General features: G+C 47.2%; 12 protein-coding genes and 1 riboswitch. Of the genes, 2 read left to right on the forward strand and 10 right to left on the reverse strand.

Annotated elements, in window-relative coordinates:
- The 5 genes from thiS to FLM48_RS11740 form a co-directional block, all read right to left on the reverse strand.
- Positions 1–228, reverse strand: coding sequence for a sulfur carrier protein ThiS (thiS, locus tag FLM48_RS11720; RefSeq protein ID WP_179024752.1), 228 nt, complete (start codon positions 226–228; stop codon positions 1–3).
- A 2-nt stretch (positions 229–230) separates the two neighbouring features.
- Positions 231–995, reverse strand: coding sequence for a HesA/MoeB/ThiF family protein (locus FLM48_RS11725; protein ID WP_179024753.1), 765 nt, complete (start codon positions 993–995; stop codon positions 231–233).
- Positions 995–2,593: a thiamine phosphate synthase gene (gene thiE, locus FLM48_RS11730; RefSeq protein WP_306294378.1), complete on the reverse strand. Its 1,599-nt coding sequence runs from the start codon at positions 2,591–2,593 to the stop codon at positions 995–997. The genes FLM48_RS11725 and thiE overlap by 1 nt, the downstream gene beginning before the upstream one ends.
- A 1-nt stretch (position 2,594) precedes the next feature.
- Entirely contained in the window at positions 2,595–4,541 is a 1,947-nt protein-coding gene (gene thiC / locus FLM48_RS11735; protein ID WP_179024754.1) for a phosphomethylpyrimidine synthase ThiC, read from the reverse strand.
- 156 nt (positions 4,542–4,697) lie between these two features.
- Positions 4,698–4,796: riboswitch (TPP riboswitch) on the reverse strand.
- 162 nt (positions 4,797–4,958) lie between these two features.
- A complete protein-coding gene (locus tag FLM48_RS11740) occupies positions 4,959–6,065 on the reverse strand; it encodes a hypothetical protein (protein ID WP_179024755.1) in 1,107 nt (368 codons plus the stop codon).
- A gap of 392 nt (positions 6,066–6,457) precedes the next feature.
- Between FLM48_RS11740 and FLM48_RS11745 the strand changes: the two genes are divergently transcribed.
- The gene (locus FLM48_RS11745) at positions 6,458–7,135 is read left to right on the forward strand and encodes a hemolysin III family protein (RefSeq protein ID WP_179024756.1); all 678 of its coding nucleotides are present in this window, start codon (positions 6,458–6,460) and stop codon (positions 7,133–7,135) included.
- A gap of 28 nt (positions 7,136–7,163) precedes the next feature.
- Here the strand turns inward: FLM48_RS11745 and FLM48_RS11750 are convergent, their stop codons facing one another.
- Genes FLM48_RS11750 through imuA form a run of 4 tightly spaced genes read right to left on the reverse strand, consistent with a single transcriptional unit; the run spans position 7,164 to position 13,236 of the window.
- The gene (locus FLM48_RS11750) at positions 7,164–7,670 is read right to left on the reverse strand and encodes a tRNA-uridine aminocarboxypropyltransferase (protein WP_179024757.1); all 507 of its coding nucleotides are present in this window, start codon (positions 7,668–7,670) and stop codon (positions 7,164–7,166) included.
- Between the two features lie 41 nt (positions 7,671–7,711).
- Positions 7,712–10,873 carry an error-prone DNA polymerase gene (locus FLM48_RS11755; protein WP_179024758.1) on the reverse strand — a complete coding sequence of 1,054 codons (3,162 nt, stop codon included), beginning with the start codon at positions 10,871–10,873 and terminating at the stop codon, positions 7,712–7,714.
- Positions 10,874–12,451, reverse strand: coding sequence for a DNA polymerase Y family protein (locus FLM48_RS11760; RefSeq protein ID WP_179024759.1), 1,578 nt, complete (start codon positions 12,449–12,451; stop codon positions 10,874–10,876).
- Positions 12,448–13,236 (reverse strand): translesion DNA synthesis-associated protein ImuA, encoded by a 789-nt coding sequence (gene imuA / locus FLM48_RS11765; protein ID WP_179024760.1) that lies wholly within the window; start codon positions 13,234–13,236, stop codon positions 12,448–12,450. The genes FLM48_RS11760 and imuA overlap by 4 nt, the downstream gene beginning before the upstream one ends.
- A 140-nt stretch (positions 13,237–13,376) precedes the next feature.
- On the opposite strand from imuA, the gene FLM48_RS11770 reads away from it, so the two are divergent.
- Positions 13,377–14,807, forward strand: a complete 1,431-nt coding sequence (locus FLM48_RS11770) for a cell wall metabolism sensor histidine kinase WalK (protein WP_179024761.1) — start codon at positions 13,377–13,379, stop codon at positions 14,805–14,807.
- Here FLM48_RS11770 and def read toward each other — a convergent pair.
- Positions 14,804–15,295 carry a peptide deformylase gene (gene def, locus FLM48_RS11775; RefSeq protein WP_179024762.1) on the reverse strand — a complete coding sequence of 164 codons (492 nt, stop codon included), beginning with the start codon at positions 15,293–15,295 and terminating at the stop codon, positions 14,804–14,806. The genes FLM48_RS11770 and def overlap by 4 nt on opposite strands.
- Positions 15,296–15,299 lie beyond the last annotated feature (4 nt).

Consider the following 15,299-nt stretch of genomic DNA (forward strand, 5'->3'; position numbering starts at 1 on the left):
TTACCCTCCCGCCACTGCACCGAACAGTTCAATATGTGCATTTGGCTCACAAGCGATGTTTTGCCACTGACTCTTTGGAATAACCTGGCCATTAGACACCAAAGCCACAGAGTCACTATCAACTGCCAGTATTGCCAGTAGTTCACTCAAAGTCGTGCCCTGCGGCACTTGGTGACGGCTATCATTAACATGTAGCGCGATAAGCGCCGATTCATTTGAAACGCTCATGGTTAAGTATCCTTTTGCTGTAAGCTGCCACATACGGGACAATCTGGGTCGGCTAGTCGTTGCGACTGACGCCATTGCAGGTTTGTGCCATCTAAGCGATGAAAAACACCTAATGGCTGCTCGATACCACTGAGGTACTTTATCGCGACCAGCGACTGTAGCGCTGCCATCATCGTCACCATGGGCCCAAGTACTCCCGTGGTACTGCAATTGTTGCTTACCCGCATGGATTGCGGAAATAAGCAATGATAACAACCGTTTTTTGCTAATAACTGTGGATGGTACAAGCTAAGCTGACCATCAAAGTGGCTCACCGAACCAGACAGCAGCGCAATGTCATTGGTAACACAAAAGCGATTGACCCAATGACGCGTATCAAAATTATCACTGCAATCAATCAACAAATCACAATCACTATCGATGCGGTGGTTGAGCGCGTCATTAGCAAATTCATTCACCGCACTTATCTTGGTTTGCGGATAGTTTTGCCCTAACCTGTTGGCTGCTACGGCTGCTTTGAATTGGCCAATATCTGCATCATTAAACAACAACTGCCGAGGCAGATTGCTACTGTCCACTTTATCGCCATCATATAAGATCATTTCACCTAGCCCAGACGCTGCTAGGCTATGGGCAAGATGATGACCTAAACCACCCACGCCGATTATCACCACTTTGGCTTGGGCCAACTTAAGCTGACCCACTTCACCAAATTCAGGCACCATGATCTGACGAGAATATCGGATAAAATCACTGTCGTTGAGCACTATGCCTCCTGCCATGCGTGACTAAGCTGCTGATAAGCACTAGCGGGACAAGCCGCTTGGGTTACCGCGCGCACAACGGCTATGTCATCAACCTGAGTTTGTTTGACGAGACTCAGGTTATCGGCGTCAATCCCGCCAATAGCCACTAACGGTACTGTGCCGCTAAACAGCTGCACGTAGCGACTTAAATGCGCTAGCCCCTGGGGTGTCGATGGCATGGTTTTAGTGGTGGTGGCAAAAATATGCCCAAGTGCCAGGTAACTTGGCTTAACTTGCAGGGCAATTAATGCCTCGAAATAACCATGGCTAGATAGGCCTAAACGGCAACCACTTTGAGCAATCGCGGCTAAATCTGCTTGGTAGAGATCTTCTTGTCCCAAGTGAATACCAAATGCGCGCTGTGCAATTGCCAACTGCCAATGGTCATTGATAAACAGCGAAGCCTGATGGCGATTGCCTAATGCCACCGCCTCGGTAATTTTCTCTGATAGCTGCGGATCATCATTTTGCTTAATGCGCAATTGAATCGTCTTCGCACCAGCATCAAGTAGTGTCGCAATTAAACTCACCTCATCGACAACCGGATACACGCCTAAAGACGCCTGCTGGTCATTACAGCGTGGGAAGTTAACGTTAGCCGCACTCATCCACGGGCCATCATCAAGCACATCGATATGGGGAAAATAAGCCAATGAATCAGGCCAGCGAGTTTTCTCTACCGGCGCATGGCCTTGACCCGGTGCAATGGCGCACGCTATCCCTTGAGTAACAAATGCTTTCGCTACCACAACAGCATCATGGAGAACAAAACCATGGGCCATCACAGTCGCAATGGCGGAAGATAAAGTGCAGCCACTGCCATGACAGCCTTGTTGGCGGTATTGTTGCTCCCCAACGCGGGGCCCTTTTAATAAAAAGCTACGCTGCTGATGCAGCGGTGAAGTGCGCTCAGCCTGTCTGCAGACAAAAATATCCTGCGCATACTGCTGATGCCAAAGCCCACCATTATCACCACCTTTGACAAGCACATTGGTTTGCAGCAGCGCTGCTAGTTGCTGGCCAGCAAGGTGCGCTTGTTGTAGGTCATCAATGGGCTGAGTCAACGCTTGCAACTCAAACATATTGGGTGTGATCAGTGTGATGAGGCCTTTAAAGGGCGTAAAATCCAGACGATTGGCTAGATTTAGCTTATCACCACTACTGGCCACCATCACCGGATCCACAATCACCGCGACAGTGACATCATGACGCTTTTGATAGTCATTAAGATCAATCGCTAACCAATTTGCGACTCGCTCAAGTTGCTGCTGATCGCTCAGTAAGCCGATTTTAATCGCTTTAGGCGGCAAATCACTTAGCAAACTATCAAGTTGGGCAAGTAGCATTTCATCGCTCACCGCCTCAACGAGATCAACCGCCACTGAGTTTTGGGCAGTAACAGAGGTAATGACACTGCAGCCATGGGCTTCTAACGCATGCATTGTCAACAAGTCAGCTTGAATACCTGCGCCACCGCCGCTGTCGGAGCCCGCTATCGTCCATACAATAGGTTTTTCACAGCCAAGGTCCATCGATGGCTGTGTGCTTGCCAATGCCACCTTAAGACTCCTCAGTGGCTTCGAGTTGAGCTTGGGCTTCGTGGTATAGCTCACCACCTTGGGCCTTAAATTGCGCCGACATCTGCGCCATGCCGATATCAGCAGTGCTAGCTGCTCGGTATTGTGAGTCAGTTTGCACACTCACTTGCTGAGCAGCGGCATACTCACGCACTTCTTGGGTAATTTTCATTGAACAGAATTTAGGGCCACACATCGAGCAGAAATGGGCAACTTTGGCAGACTCCTGCGGCAGAGATTCATCGTGATAAGCACGTGCGGTATCTGGGTCTAAACCTAAGTTGTACTGGTCTTCCCAACGGAACTCAAAACGCGCTTTTGATAAGGCGTTATCGCGAATTTGTGCACTCGGATGCCCTTTAGCAACATCACCGGCATGGGCCGCAATCTTATAAGCAATTAACCCTTGCTTTACATCTTCTTTATTGGGTAAACCTAAGTGCTCTTTTGGAGTCACATAGCACAGCATCGCACAGCCATACCATGCGATCATGGCCGCGCCAATACCGGAGGTAAAGTGATCATAGCCAGGCGCGATGTCGGTCGTTTGCGGGCCTAATGTATAAAAAGGCGCTTCATCACAGTGGTCTAACTGCTTGTCCATATTATCTTTAATCAAGTTCATTGGAATATGACCAGGCCCTTCAATGATGGTTTGTACATCATGCTTCCAGGCCACTTTAACCAGCTCACCTAAGGTTTCCAACTCAGCAAATTGAGCTTCATCATTAGCATCCGCTATGGAACCTGGACGCATGCCATCACCGAGCGACAACGACACGTCGTAAGCGGCACATATTTCACAGATTTCATCAAAGTGGGTGTAAAGGAAGTTCTCTTGATGGTGAGACAAACACCACTTAGCCATGATTGAACCACCTCGAGAAACAATACCTGTGAGCCTTTTCGCCGTCATGGGCACGTAGCGCAGCAATACACCAGCATGAATGGTAAAATAGTCCACCCCTTGCTCGGCTTGTTCAATCAAGGTGTCTCTAAATACATCCCAACTCAGGTCTTCGGCAACCCCATTGACCTTTTCTAATGCTTGGTAGATAGGCACGGTACCAATAGGTACTGGTGAGTTACGAATAATCCATTCGCGAGTTTCATGGATATACCGGCCTGTAGACAGATCCATCACAGTATCGGCGCCCCAGCGAGTTGACCATACAAGCTTTTCAACTTCTTCCTCAATCGATGAAGTCACCGCCGAATTACCAATATTGGCATTAACCTTAACTAAAAAGTTGCGGCCAATAATCATAGGCTCAGCTTCTGGGTGGTTGATATTTAACGGGATAATCGCCCGGCCTCGGGCAACTTCCTGGCGCACAAACTCGGCAGTGATTGGGGTTGAAATAGACGCGCCAAAGCTTTCACCCACATCTTTTTGAGTCAGCACTTCGTCGGTGATTTGATCACGCGCCATATTCTCACGAATGGCGATATATTCCATCTCCGGGGTGACTATGCCCTGTCTGGCATAATGCAGCTGCGTGACCACTTTGCCTTGTTTAGCGCGGATCGGCGGCACTAACGCTTCAAATCGTAGATGGTCAAGTCCATCATCGGCTAGGCGTTGCTGGGTAAATCCTGAACTCGCCCCGGCGAGCTTCTCAACATCGGCGCGCTCTTCAATCCAGTTCTGGCGCATTTTAGGCAAACCCACTCTAACGTTGATATTTGCTTGTGGATCTGAATATGGGCCAGCGCAGTCATAAACTTTTAGTGGCGGGTTAGCTTCAAATACTGGATCATCTTCAGTGCCACCAACCAGCGTATCTGATTGAAATATCTGCCGCATACCCACTTGCAGATCTGGGCGAGAGCCCTGTAAATAAACCTTTTCAGAATTAGGGTGCTGCAGCGGCTTCAGGTTATCAATAAACTGTTGAGCTTGAGCCCGGGTTTCACGACGATTTGACATTAGCAATCTCACTTAAAATTAGAATGAAGTTGCTTGTCAGGAGAGATGAGAGTTGATGAGCTGCAAATCTATAACCGCATTTAGCCTGTAGTAGATTTGCCAATAATCGCAGCTAATTCAGTCACAAATTGAGTAACAAAAATCAGCGATATAACAGCAATTATCATGCTTGTTTCCTTCGCAGGGATTAGCCTGATCAGGTTCAACGGATCCCGAATAAACGGTCTCAGCCATATGGCACTCCGACAAGATGCCAGCAGTATAGACCTAAAGTTCAGTCGCTCACAAGCTAAAATAATAGCTATGAATTGAAAGTATTTGATTACACCTAATACTATAAAAACAAATAATTAGAAGCTTAATGTCAGGAATTAAATAAAAACAATTAAGTTAATATGAAAATACTTCATTTACATACTAGTGATTTTTTACTGCCGGATGATGCATTTTTTGCAGCCTTTTCGTCATAGCGGCTTGAATAGCGCGTTTAATCTTGTCGCCAGTGCAATTAAAGGGGAAACCAATATTCTCAGCATGGGGATTTAATGGTGTCGGGACTTTAGCGATGCGATAACAGGTATCGCCAATCTTAACGATACGATTGGGATCCATCTCATTATCCAGTGTCAGTGCCGTGTCGTAGTAATCGATTTTGGGTAACTCAAGTACCAACATATCTGGGGTTAAGGCACTCATGGTCTTAGTTGCCGTATACCGGTCGGCCTGAGTCGCAACCAGTGTATCGAGGGCTTGATTGCGTTGCTGCGTGATATAACTTTGGGTAAAGCTGCTGACATTATGCTCAACAATATCATTGCTTACCGTAGCTGCCCTGTCTTGCTGAATGTCAAAAAGATATTGGTTCTTCGCTGGCGCAGCCGTTTGCATCCAGCTAGGTTGTGGCTCGTTAAGTGCCTCAGGCAAGCTTGGGGCTTCGACTATCACCTCTACTGCTGGTTGCATAAGCACTTGGTCTGCAGCTTCTCTCTCTACGGCTGTGGTGGCTACAGATTGAGATGGTGACGGCTGCGCTTCTTCAACTGGCTGCTGACTTAAGTGTGTTTCTGTTTCTGTTTCTGTTTCTGTTTCTGTTTCTGTTTCTGTTTCTGGCAATTCTTCAGCTAAGCTTGTCGATTGCCACTGCGTTAATTGTGCTGCGGTAACGGTATAAGCATTAATTTTCGGCGCTGCTGGCGGCGTGATAGTCAATGGCAAACTAGAACTATGCCAAAGTAAGTGCAGCGCCATCACCAGTGCAATATGACAAGCAACAACCAAAACCACCGCCTTGATTGCATTATCACTAAAAATGCGATTGCTATGTTCATAGGTGTCTGCACGACTGGCGATCAAGGCATCACCCATCGATGTTATATTTGACGCAGTATGATCTGTAGCAAGATCGGCTACAGCTAGAGTTGATGAATTAAACTCTATTGTCGACGCTATTTCATCATTGTCAGTTACAGCGGAGAATCTGCCGCCAAAATAAGCGGGCGAGCTGCTATCCTTGTGGTTATCCATCTATCCTTACGAACTCCATTCGTGTTTCGTCTTGTGCCTATCGCTCAGTGCCCTTAGTTATCACTGTTACTTATGGGTTTTATCGATGAGCCTTGCGCTAAAAATGGCGAGTTAATCATTCCTTAGCTAAAAGTGGCTGGGCTAAGCATGCTTGAGCGTTATTAAAAATAACCGCCGCTCAACAGTCAAATTTTGCCATTATCTCATTAAACCGTACAAGCTATAACAACCATATAATGATTGCAGGTTTAGAAGCTACTAATGCTAATTAGTTCAATTTATTGCTTTAAGCATCAATTGATTTTCAGCGTACAAGTGTACACTTAATTGATGTATTCAGTCGCACTTGCTGTTACACTGGCCAATCAGACCTACTTTAGAGTAAATACTTAATGGCCGAGTCCAGCACAACACTTCCGCAAAATAGTGAACCTAAAGCTATTTTGCCATACAGCGCCAAGGAAGAGTTGGCCAATAGCATTAGTCATGGATTGGGCGTGTTATTCGGTATTGTCGGGCTGTGGATGTTACTCAGCAAAGGCTTACCACATCTAACAACCGGCCAACTGGTCGGTGTAAGCTTATATGGCTTTAGCTTTATTCTGCTGTTTTTATGCTCAACACTTTACCATAGTGCGACATCAGCAAAGTGGCGCCAGCGTTGGAAGCTCGCCGATCACTGCGCCATCTACCTGTTGATAGCAGGCACCTATACACCAATGATGATGATTGAGCTCGCTGACAGCCAAGCGACCACCATTCTTATTGCGATATGGGCACTAGCGGTGGGTGGTATTATTTTCAAAACTCAATTTATTCATCGCTTTAAAAAGCTTAGTCTAGCGCTATATCTGTTAATGGGTTGGCTATGTGTTACTGTGATGGAAGAGCTCATCCAATCAATGACTCACCTTGGATTTAATTTGCTGTTGCTAGGTGGGATCTTCTATAGTCTTGGCGTGGTATTTTATGTGGCTAAACGCATTCCATTCAATCACGCTATTTGGCACCTATTTGTACTCGCGGGTGCGATCAGCCACTTTCTCTGTATCTATTTAACCGTGATTTAGCCACCGTCATTTAGCAACCATAGTTAAATCACGCTTTGGCACGCTGGGTAGGCATCATTGCTAAGGCTTGCGTGAGTTGCTCAGAATCGGCGGTTCGCCCTGCATCGCTCATCAACTGAGCCACGCATTCTACGGTACATAAGCCGCCGGCAACCTGATTACGCCTCAGTGCATACTGAGAGTTCGCCACAGAGGTAAAATTCAGCCGTTTGATTTGATTTAAATAAGGACTTTGACGATACATCTTGCGTGCTTCTTGCCAAGTTGCATCAAGAATAATCACCTGTATTGACTGATTATTGCTGTAAAAATCAGAGGTAGAGTTATTCACCTCAACCATAACGGTGTCATCGGCAGGAAACAGCAACCAAGTGTCAGGCTGCTTTGTTATACCCATCAACAAAGGGTCGGGTGCAACCCGAGACCACACGATACGTCGGCAAGTATCTGGGTACATTTCTAACGCCAATCGTCCGGTATTCGTCGGTCTATCCACTTCACGTTCGTGGGTAAGTAAGATGATTTGTAAACTCATTGTAATTTGCTATCTAATATTCTCACACCACAGTATACCAATTAGTGAAAATCACGCGAGTTCAAATTTAATGGCCCTAACTGATCAGAAATATCTTCCAACCTACCCGCAATAATATGGCAAACCCCAGATTGTGTTTCAAACACCCCTGTTACCTTCAAAATTTTTGACACCAAATATGCCTGACGTTGTGCCTTTGCCGTGGCACTCCAAACAATCACATTGATATTACCGGTCTCATCTTCCAGAGTCACAAAGGTTACCCCTGAAGCAGTCCCCGGGCGCTGGCGGCCGACCACTAATCCCGCAACACTCACCACTTGACCATGGCGACAAGTTTCAATATCGACAGCACTGACACAGTGACCTAGCTTTGGCCTTAATAGTGCCATCGGATGAGTCCCAAGGGTTACCCCAGTATAATGATAATCACTTTTTAAGCTCTCCAGTACCGAAGGCTCAGCCAGTGTTACATCACTTTCATTTGCCTCGACATCATCAAATAACGGTAAGCTAGGTTGATAGGCAGAAAGCTGCCAACGGGCTTGGTGGCGATGACCACTTAGCTGTTTAAACGCATCGGCACTGGCAAGCAGTTCTAGCTCATGGCGATTGACCCCCAACTGATACAAGTCATCTAAACAACTAAAGCCATCTTCGGGGCGCGCGGTAATCAGCGCTTGCATCGACTGTTGTTGGCAGCCCTTAATTAAACGAAATCCCAAACGAATAGCCGCTTTGCCTTGCCACTGCACCAACTCATGCTGCCACAAACTATGATTGGCACAAATGGGCAATACCACAACACCATGACGTTTCACATCTTGGATCAACTGTGAAGGGCTGTAAAATCCCATAGGTTGGCTATTGAGTAACGAGCAGCAAAATGCCGCAGGATAATGATATTTTAAATAAGCCGAAACGTATGCCAGCAAAGCAAAACTGGCAGAATGGGATTCAGGAAAGCCATATTCACCAAATCCTTTAATCTGCCGATAGATCTGCGCGGCAAAATCGGCGCTGTAGCCCCGCTCCGCCATCCCCTGTAACAGCTTATTTTCAAACTGTTGCAGCTCACCAGAACGTTTCCAACTGGCCATTGCCCGCCTAAGCTGATCGGCTTCGCCACCACTAAAGCCCGCGGCCACCATTGCCAGCTCAATCACCTGCTCTTGAAAAATAGGCACTCCCAGTGTGCGCGACAATACCGACTCAACTGCCGCACTCGGGTAAGAGACACTTTCAATGCCATCTCGCCGACGTAGATAAGGGTGAACCATATCGCCCTGAATTGGCCCTGGACGCACTATGGCTATCTGCACCACCAGGTCATAATAGTTCTGTGGTTTTAGCCTAGGTAGCATTGAGGTTTGCGCACGAGACTCAACCTGAAACACCCCAATACTGTCGCCTCGTTGCAGCATTTGATAAACCTCAGCTTGTTCCCATTGCACCTGCGCCATCGTAAATGGCTGCTGCTCATCGCCCAACAAGCTAAAACACTTGCGAATGGCTGTTAGCATACCTAAGGCCAGTACATCCACTTTCAGCAAGCCTAGCGACTCTAAATCATCCTTATCCCATTGGATCACGGTTCTGTCTTGCATGGCCGCATTTTCAATGGGCACCAGCTCAGATAACGGCCCTGCTGAAATGATAAACCCACCAACATGTTGCGATAAATGCCGGGGGAAGCCGAGGATCTCTTCCACCAGCGGCAGTAAATACCGGCCAAGTCCCTGTGCGGGCACTTGCTGTTTTTGCTGCAATTGCTGCTGCCAAGACTCACTCGCATCACGGCGATCAACTTGTTTAACCATGCGATCAACGGTTTGATGATCTAGCCCCAGTGCTTTGCCCACATCCGCCATCGCACTTTTAAAACGATAGCTAATGATTGTTGCCGCCAACGCGGCGCGATCGCGGCCATATTTGCGGTAAATATACTGAATCACCTCTTCACGGCGTTCATGTTCAAAATCAACATCAATATCTGGCGGTTCATTACGCTCTTTAGAGATAAAGCGCTCAAACAGCATGTTGATCTTTGTGGGATCAACTTCTGTTATTCCTAAGCAATAACACACCACAGAATTGGCCGCCGAGCCTCGTCCTTGGTGTAAAATTTGTTGCTGTTTAGCAAACTGGACTATGTCATAAATGGTCAGAAAGAAATATTCATACTGCATCTGCTTAATTAAGCTCAGCTCTTTGTGATATTGCTTTGCAACTGACTCAGGCACTCCTTGAGGAAATCGCTTTAAAGCACCTTTTTTCACCTCTTGCTCTAAATAGTCACTGGCACTCATCTGCGTAGGGATCACCTCAGATGGATACTCATACTTAAGCTCATCAAGGCTAAAATCACAGGCATTGGCAATATTAATGCTGTTATCTAGCCAAGCTTGTGGATAGCGCCTAGCCAGTTCCTCTAGCGACTTAAAACTGCTCTCGGCATTGGCACTAAGCAAACTGCCTGCTTTTTCAAGTTCAGTGCCGTGACCAATACAAGTCAGAACATCAAGTAGCATACGCCGCTGTTTATGGTGCATACGCACACCACCTGCGGCAACGCACGCAACCTGTTGTTGCTCTGCCAACGTTTGCCATACCTGCATGCGCCAAGCTTCAGAGCCCAGTAACTGTCGCTCCATCAGTATGTACAACCTATCGGAAAAAGCTCGCTTTAGCTGCTGCATCAGTTGCTGCAACTGTGCCTGATAATAAGCTTGGGCCTGCTGTTCAATCTGGCTTTGCACATTTTCCCTACTGCTTGGCTCACAGACATCGGCATCATTGGCCACCTGATAGCTCATCTGCAGCTGCTCAGGGCTTGCAGGTCGCCAGAGCAATATTGTTTCATCAAGGCGGGTCAACATATCTGAAAAACGCAGTTGATAACTGCCCTTTTCATCACGTCGGCGGGCTAAAGTGATCAGCTGGCTTATCTGCCCATATGCACGGCGATTAGGTGCCAGTAACACAAATACCCCTTGCGGCAGTTGAAACTCGGCGCCAATAATCAATTTAATGCCGTGTTGCTTCGCCGCATCATGGGCTTTAACAACCCCAGATAATGAACACTCATCGGTTAATGCCAATGCTTGATAACCTAGCGCTGCCGCCTGTGCCACCAGCTCCTGAGGGTGAGAAGCACCACGTAAAAAGCTGTAATTAGATAAAGTATGAAGCTCGGCGTACATTTAACTAAACCAGCCCTGTAGAAACCAATCTTGTCCGTCATAGAAAACCCAACAAAGCCCACCATCAATATGCGCTGCAATGTAGTAATCTCTGTCATGTTGTGTCAGCCACCAAGGTGGACTAATACGTTCTGGCCCTTTTAAGCGGGTAAACTCGTGCAGAGCAAGCGGTTGTGGCTGCTTGAGTAAAAAGCTCGGCCGAAACAAGCCCAAGGTGTCATAGGAGGCAGTACGCTCTGCAGCGAGTCTGTCATAAGCAATTCCTGCGGTTTTATGGCTCAAGTCACTAAGGGCTAAACGAGATCCACTTTGTCCCCACTGTGTTAACGGCTTGACTTGGCAGCTCTGCTCAGGGAGATGATGACTGGCCATCGCCAGCCCTTTAACACAATGCTCGCCTAACCTTGCCTCTAAAGTTGCAAATAGTTGGCGGATCTCAGCACTTACTCCTTGCTGTTGCCACCAGCAGTCTTCATCTAAGTGCTGCTCAACAAAACTAGACACATCGAGTTGTAGCGCAACCACCGGAGAGTATAAGGTCTGACGCTCAAGTTGCAGACGGCACAATGCCAGTAAACTGTCACAGCGATGCTCCGCAAACGGGTAATGAATTAACAATGACAAAGGCGGCAACTCATTATCGCGATACGCTAAAGTGAGCTGCAAACGCAAAATGGCTAACTGCCGCTGCAATAGATAATCACTGAGTTGACTCAGCATTCGGCTTAAGGGAAACAACACCCCTTCAATATGCTCAACATCATACATTAAGCTCATTTTTTGCTGGTAAGTCTCTGCCGGTGTATAGAAGCATTGCGGAACCTCGATACGCCCCTGCAATTGAGTGAGCAAACTCAGTAGTGACTCACCAAAGCGCCGCCCTAACTCAGCCCGTGGCAAGGCCATTAATGCCGCAACGGTATTAAGACCCATTTGCTGGCAACGTTGAATAACACTTGGCTCTACCGGCAGCGTCGATATTGCTAATGCTTTAAGCTGACTCAAAGCCGCTTTAGTTTCATAGACGCGCTGCACGGCTGTGCTTCCCTGCGCTGATGTTAACTCTGACTCACTGGTTAATTGCGGCCGATGTACCGCCAATAACTGCGCCATAAGTGGATGCTCAGCTAACACCATCTGCCAGCGAAAACCATAACCACTGGCTTGAGTGGCATACTGATGAAGTAAATTGTCCAGCCCTGAAAACACCTGCTGCATCGAGCCCACTTCTAGCAGTAATACATCCATCACTTGGGTGCTATCGCCCCGGCATTGTGATTGTATCTCACACGATGGAATAACCACTCGTGCACTGTAGTTATAGCTCCACTTAGCCAGCCAATCGGTGTACTGTTCAGTTAAATTTGATTGGTACTCAATCAAGACTAGTTCTGCGCATAGGGCTTGAGCTGTCGCCACGCTCAAACCCACAGTGACGGCTTTATCTGCTCCCTCAACCGCCAAAATGGTCAATTGCTGTGGGTCATAAAAAGCCACAGGCCGCGCCGCACTAATATCGTGACATAAGCGCTGATACTGCAATACACCGCTAGGAAAATAGATCGCCAGCCAAATCATGATGACCAAGGCCCCTGAATAATATCGCTACTCACTGAATGCCCAGGTTTTGAAGGCGATTTTTGCCAATCACTGTAAGCTAAGTATCGCGGCAACAGTGACAGCTCAAAACCCGCAATTGGCCAACCACCGCGGCGCTTCACAATCGTCAGCTCTGTAGCGGCATTATCGACGGTTTTGTCATAGTCACGGTGTAATTGAATTCGTAACTGCACCGGGTGCGATTGGGATGCTAAATGGCTAGGCAAATAACAAAAGCACAAGCTATGACCCTTTTCGCATGCTAGCTGTAAACGCCGAGACTCAGTGACTGACAGTGTAGACAGCCAAATTAAGGCTAACTGGCACACGCCACTGGCTAATGCTTGTTCTAACGCCCACAGTTGTTCTTTGCGATCAATACAGTCCACCCATACGATCCGCTCAACATCAATATTGTGCTGAGCCAAGCCTGCGGCAAAGGGAATAAACGGAGGCGCAACAAGTGCTACCGCCCCATTACGCTGCTTGTCAGCCGTGGCATTTAAAGGAATGTGCTGTGCAATCAACGGTAGCAACAACGTCAATTCGCCAATCCCAACTTGATCGCTCAAGAGTTCACAAACGCCAGAGCTTGGCCAACCTTGACCCGCTAATACTTCATCTAAGCTTGTATAACCACTGCTTAAGCAGTCAGATTGCTGCTGCCATTGTTGACCACGCCAAAGATCTTCTCGGCTCAATAAACTGTCCAACGCAGTTGCTTGTTGATGCTCATCAACCTGAGATATCGGTTCTGCTTTCATGACATTCTCACACTATACTGTACATATATACAGTATAGTGTGAAATTTGCAGATCTCAACCACAATAACGCTAAGATCCCATAGCGATCCTAAGTATAAAAAGTTAACATTAATGAGAATCGTTTTTATTTGGTATGGGTATGTCAGCGTCATTCAACAAGCTGTTTTCACATTTGCAGATCCGAGTATTTAGTTTTTTTGCTGTCTCTTTACTGGCAATATTATTAATCGCAACCGGCATTGAGAGTTTAATTCTCAGCCGCTTACTGACACTATCTCCAGCAACTCAGCAGCAGCTCCATACGCTGGCTGAACAAGCTAACCAATATATTCAGCGTAAAGACATTGCCGGGTTAGCCCAATGGGAAAGCGAGCAAGCTTTTACGCTCTATACCTTAGACCCACAAAACCAAGCCATTAGCCAGCGCACAATGCACCCACACTTTGTTTTTAAATTGCAGTTTTCAAGACAGATCCAACAACCTATGGGCGACAGAGTGCGTAAGCCACTCATTGCTTTACCTCTCGCTGACACCTTAGATGACCAGCAGCCATTGAGTTTAGTGGTCCAACTTAATGCCGACCTGCACCCAGCCCAACAACTCAATACCGCGCTATGGACCATTCGCACTATTGTTGGCATTACCGTGTTGCTGCTGTTTAGTTACCTACTAAGCCGCTACCTTATTACCCCGCTTCAGCACCTCAAGCGGGGAACTGAAGCGCTGGCACAAGGTAAGCTCGACACCCGTATTGCCAACCACTTTTCAACTAAGGAGCCTGAGTTTTATCATCTGGCCGCTGAGTTTGATCATATGGCTGAACAACTGCAACAAGGCATGCAGAACCAAAAACGACTATTAAGAGATGTGTCCCATGAGCTACGTACCCCACTGGCAAGACAAGAGCTTGCGCTGCATTTACTCGAAGGACAATTAGATGAGCGCCATCAAATCGCCATTGCCCGTTTGCGCGCAGAAGGCGCACAAATGTCGAGCTTAATTAATACCATTCTAGACTTTAGCCGCTTAAACAACGCTTATATTCAACTAAACTGCAGCCAATTTGATGTGGGCGCCCTGCAAGCGCAGATTCAGCAAGACTGTCAATTTGAAGCCAAAGAAGAGCAACAGATCCATTGGCATAACCATGATCCCCTAACGCTGTTTACCGACCGCCAGTATCTCTGCAGAGCCATTGAAAACATTGTGCGTAATGCACTTAAATATGCGGGTGAACATTGCGAAATTCATATTGAAACACAGTTAGTTACACAGCAATTACAGATAACCATTGCCGATAATGGCCCAGGCATTCCAGCAGAAGAGCTGACCAACCTGTTTAATCCTTTTACCCGCTTAGATGAAGCCAGACACTCAAGCCAAGGTGGCTTTGGGTTAGGACTGGCCATTGTGAAGCAATGTATGAAACTGTTAGCTGGCGAGGTGGTTGCAAGTAACCACCCGCAGGGGGGGCTGGTATTAACTTTGACGTTACCGGTGAATCACCCTAACGCCGAACAAGAGCCGAAGAAAACCTCGGCTCAGCTTAGTGCGCCGCTGGTTAGTTAAGCAAACTTCTTCACTTTTCTCAGGGCAATTTGTTGTTTCATCTTAGATAGGTGCTCAATAAACACTTTGCCCTGCAGATGATCCATCTCGTGCTGCAACACTATTGCGAGAAAGTCATCTGACTCCACTTCTATAGGCTGACCGTCACGATCAAGACCTTTAACTTTGACATACTCAAAGCGAGACACTTTAGCGCGATAACCCGGAATAGATAAGCAACCTTCTTCACCAACAAACTCACCTCGCCCTTCTACTAACTCTGGGTTAACCAATACTAGCGGTTGATTGCGCTCACTGGACAGGTCGATCACTAACACTGCATCGGTACTGCCAACCTGGGTAGCAGCAAGACCAATACCATCGTCGGTGTGATACATGGTTTCCAATAAATCATCAATAAAACCACCAATCGCAGCAACATCGCTAACCGCAACGGCTTTGCGTTTAAGGCGTTCATCTGGAATGGTCAAAATATCAAGTACGGCCATGGTA

The sequence above is a fragment of the Shewanella sp. Scap07 genome (assembly GCF_013394145.1).
Taxonomy (GTDB): Bacteria; Pseudomonadota; Gammaproteobacteria; order Enterobacterales; family Shewanellaceae; genus Shewanella; species Shewanella waksmanii.

What these genes read in the sequence shown, in the direction of transcription:
- thiS (WP_179024752.1), bottom strand. Translation starts at nt 228, where the DNA reads ATGAGCGTTTCAAATGAATCGGCGCTTATCGCGCTACATGTTAATGAT.
- thiC (WP_179024754.1), bottom strand. Translation starts at nt 4,541, where the DNA reads ATGTCAAATCGTCGTGAAACCCGGGCTCAAGCTCAACAGTTTATTGAT.
- FLM48_RS11740 (WP_179024755.1), bottom strand. Translation starts at nt 6,065, where the DNA reads ATGGATAACCACAAGGATAGCAGCTCGCCCGCTTATTTTGGCGGCAGA.
- FLM48_RS11745 (WP_179024756.1), top strand. Translation starts at nt 6,458, where the DNA reads ATGGCCGAGTCCAGCACAACACTTCCGCAAAATAGTGAACCTAAAGCT.
- FLM48_RS11750 (WP_179024757.1), bottom strand. Translation starts at nt 7,670, where the DNA reads ATGAGTTTACAAATCATCTTACTTACCCACGAACGTGAAGTGGATAGA.
- FLM48_RS11755 (WP_179024758.1), bottom strand. Translation starts at nt 10,873, where the DNA reads ATGTACGCCGAGCTTCATACTTTATCTAATTACAGCTTTTTACGTGGT.
- FLM48_RS11760 (WP_179024759.1), bottom strand. Translation starts at nt 12,451, where the DNA reads ATGATTTGGCTGGCGATCTATTTTCCTAGCGGTGTATTGCAGTATCAG.
- imuA (WP_179024760.1), bottom strand. Translation starts at nt 13,236, where the DNA reads ATGAAAGCAGAACCGATATCTCAGGTTGATGAGCATCAACAAGCAACT.
- FLM48_RS11770 (WP_179024761.1), top strand. Translation starts at nt 13,377, where the DNA reads ATGTCAGCGTCATTCAACAAGCTGTTTTCACATTTGCAGATCCGAGTA.
- def (WP_179024762.1), bottom strand. Translation starts at nt 15,295, where the DNA reads ATGGCCGTACTTGATATTTTGACCATTCCAGATGAACGCCTTAAACGC.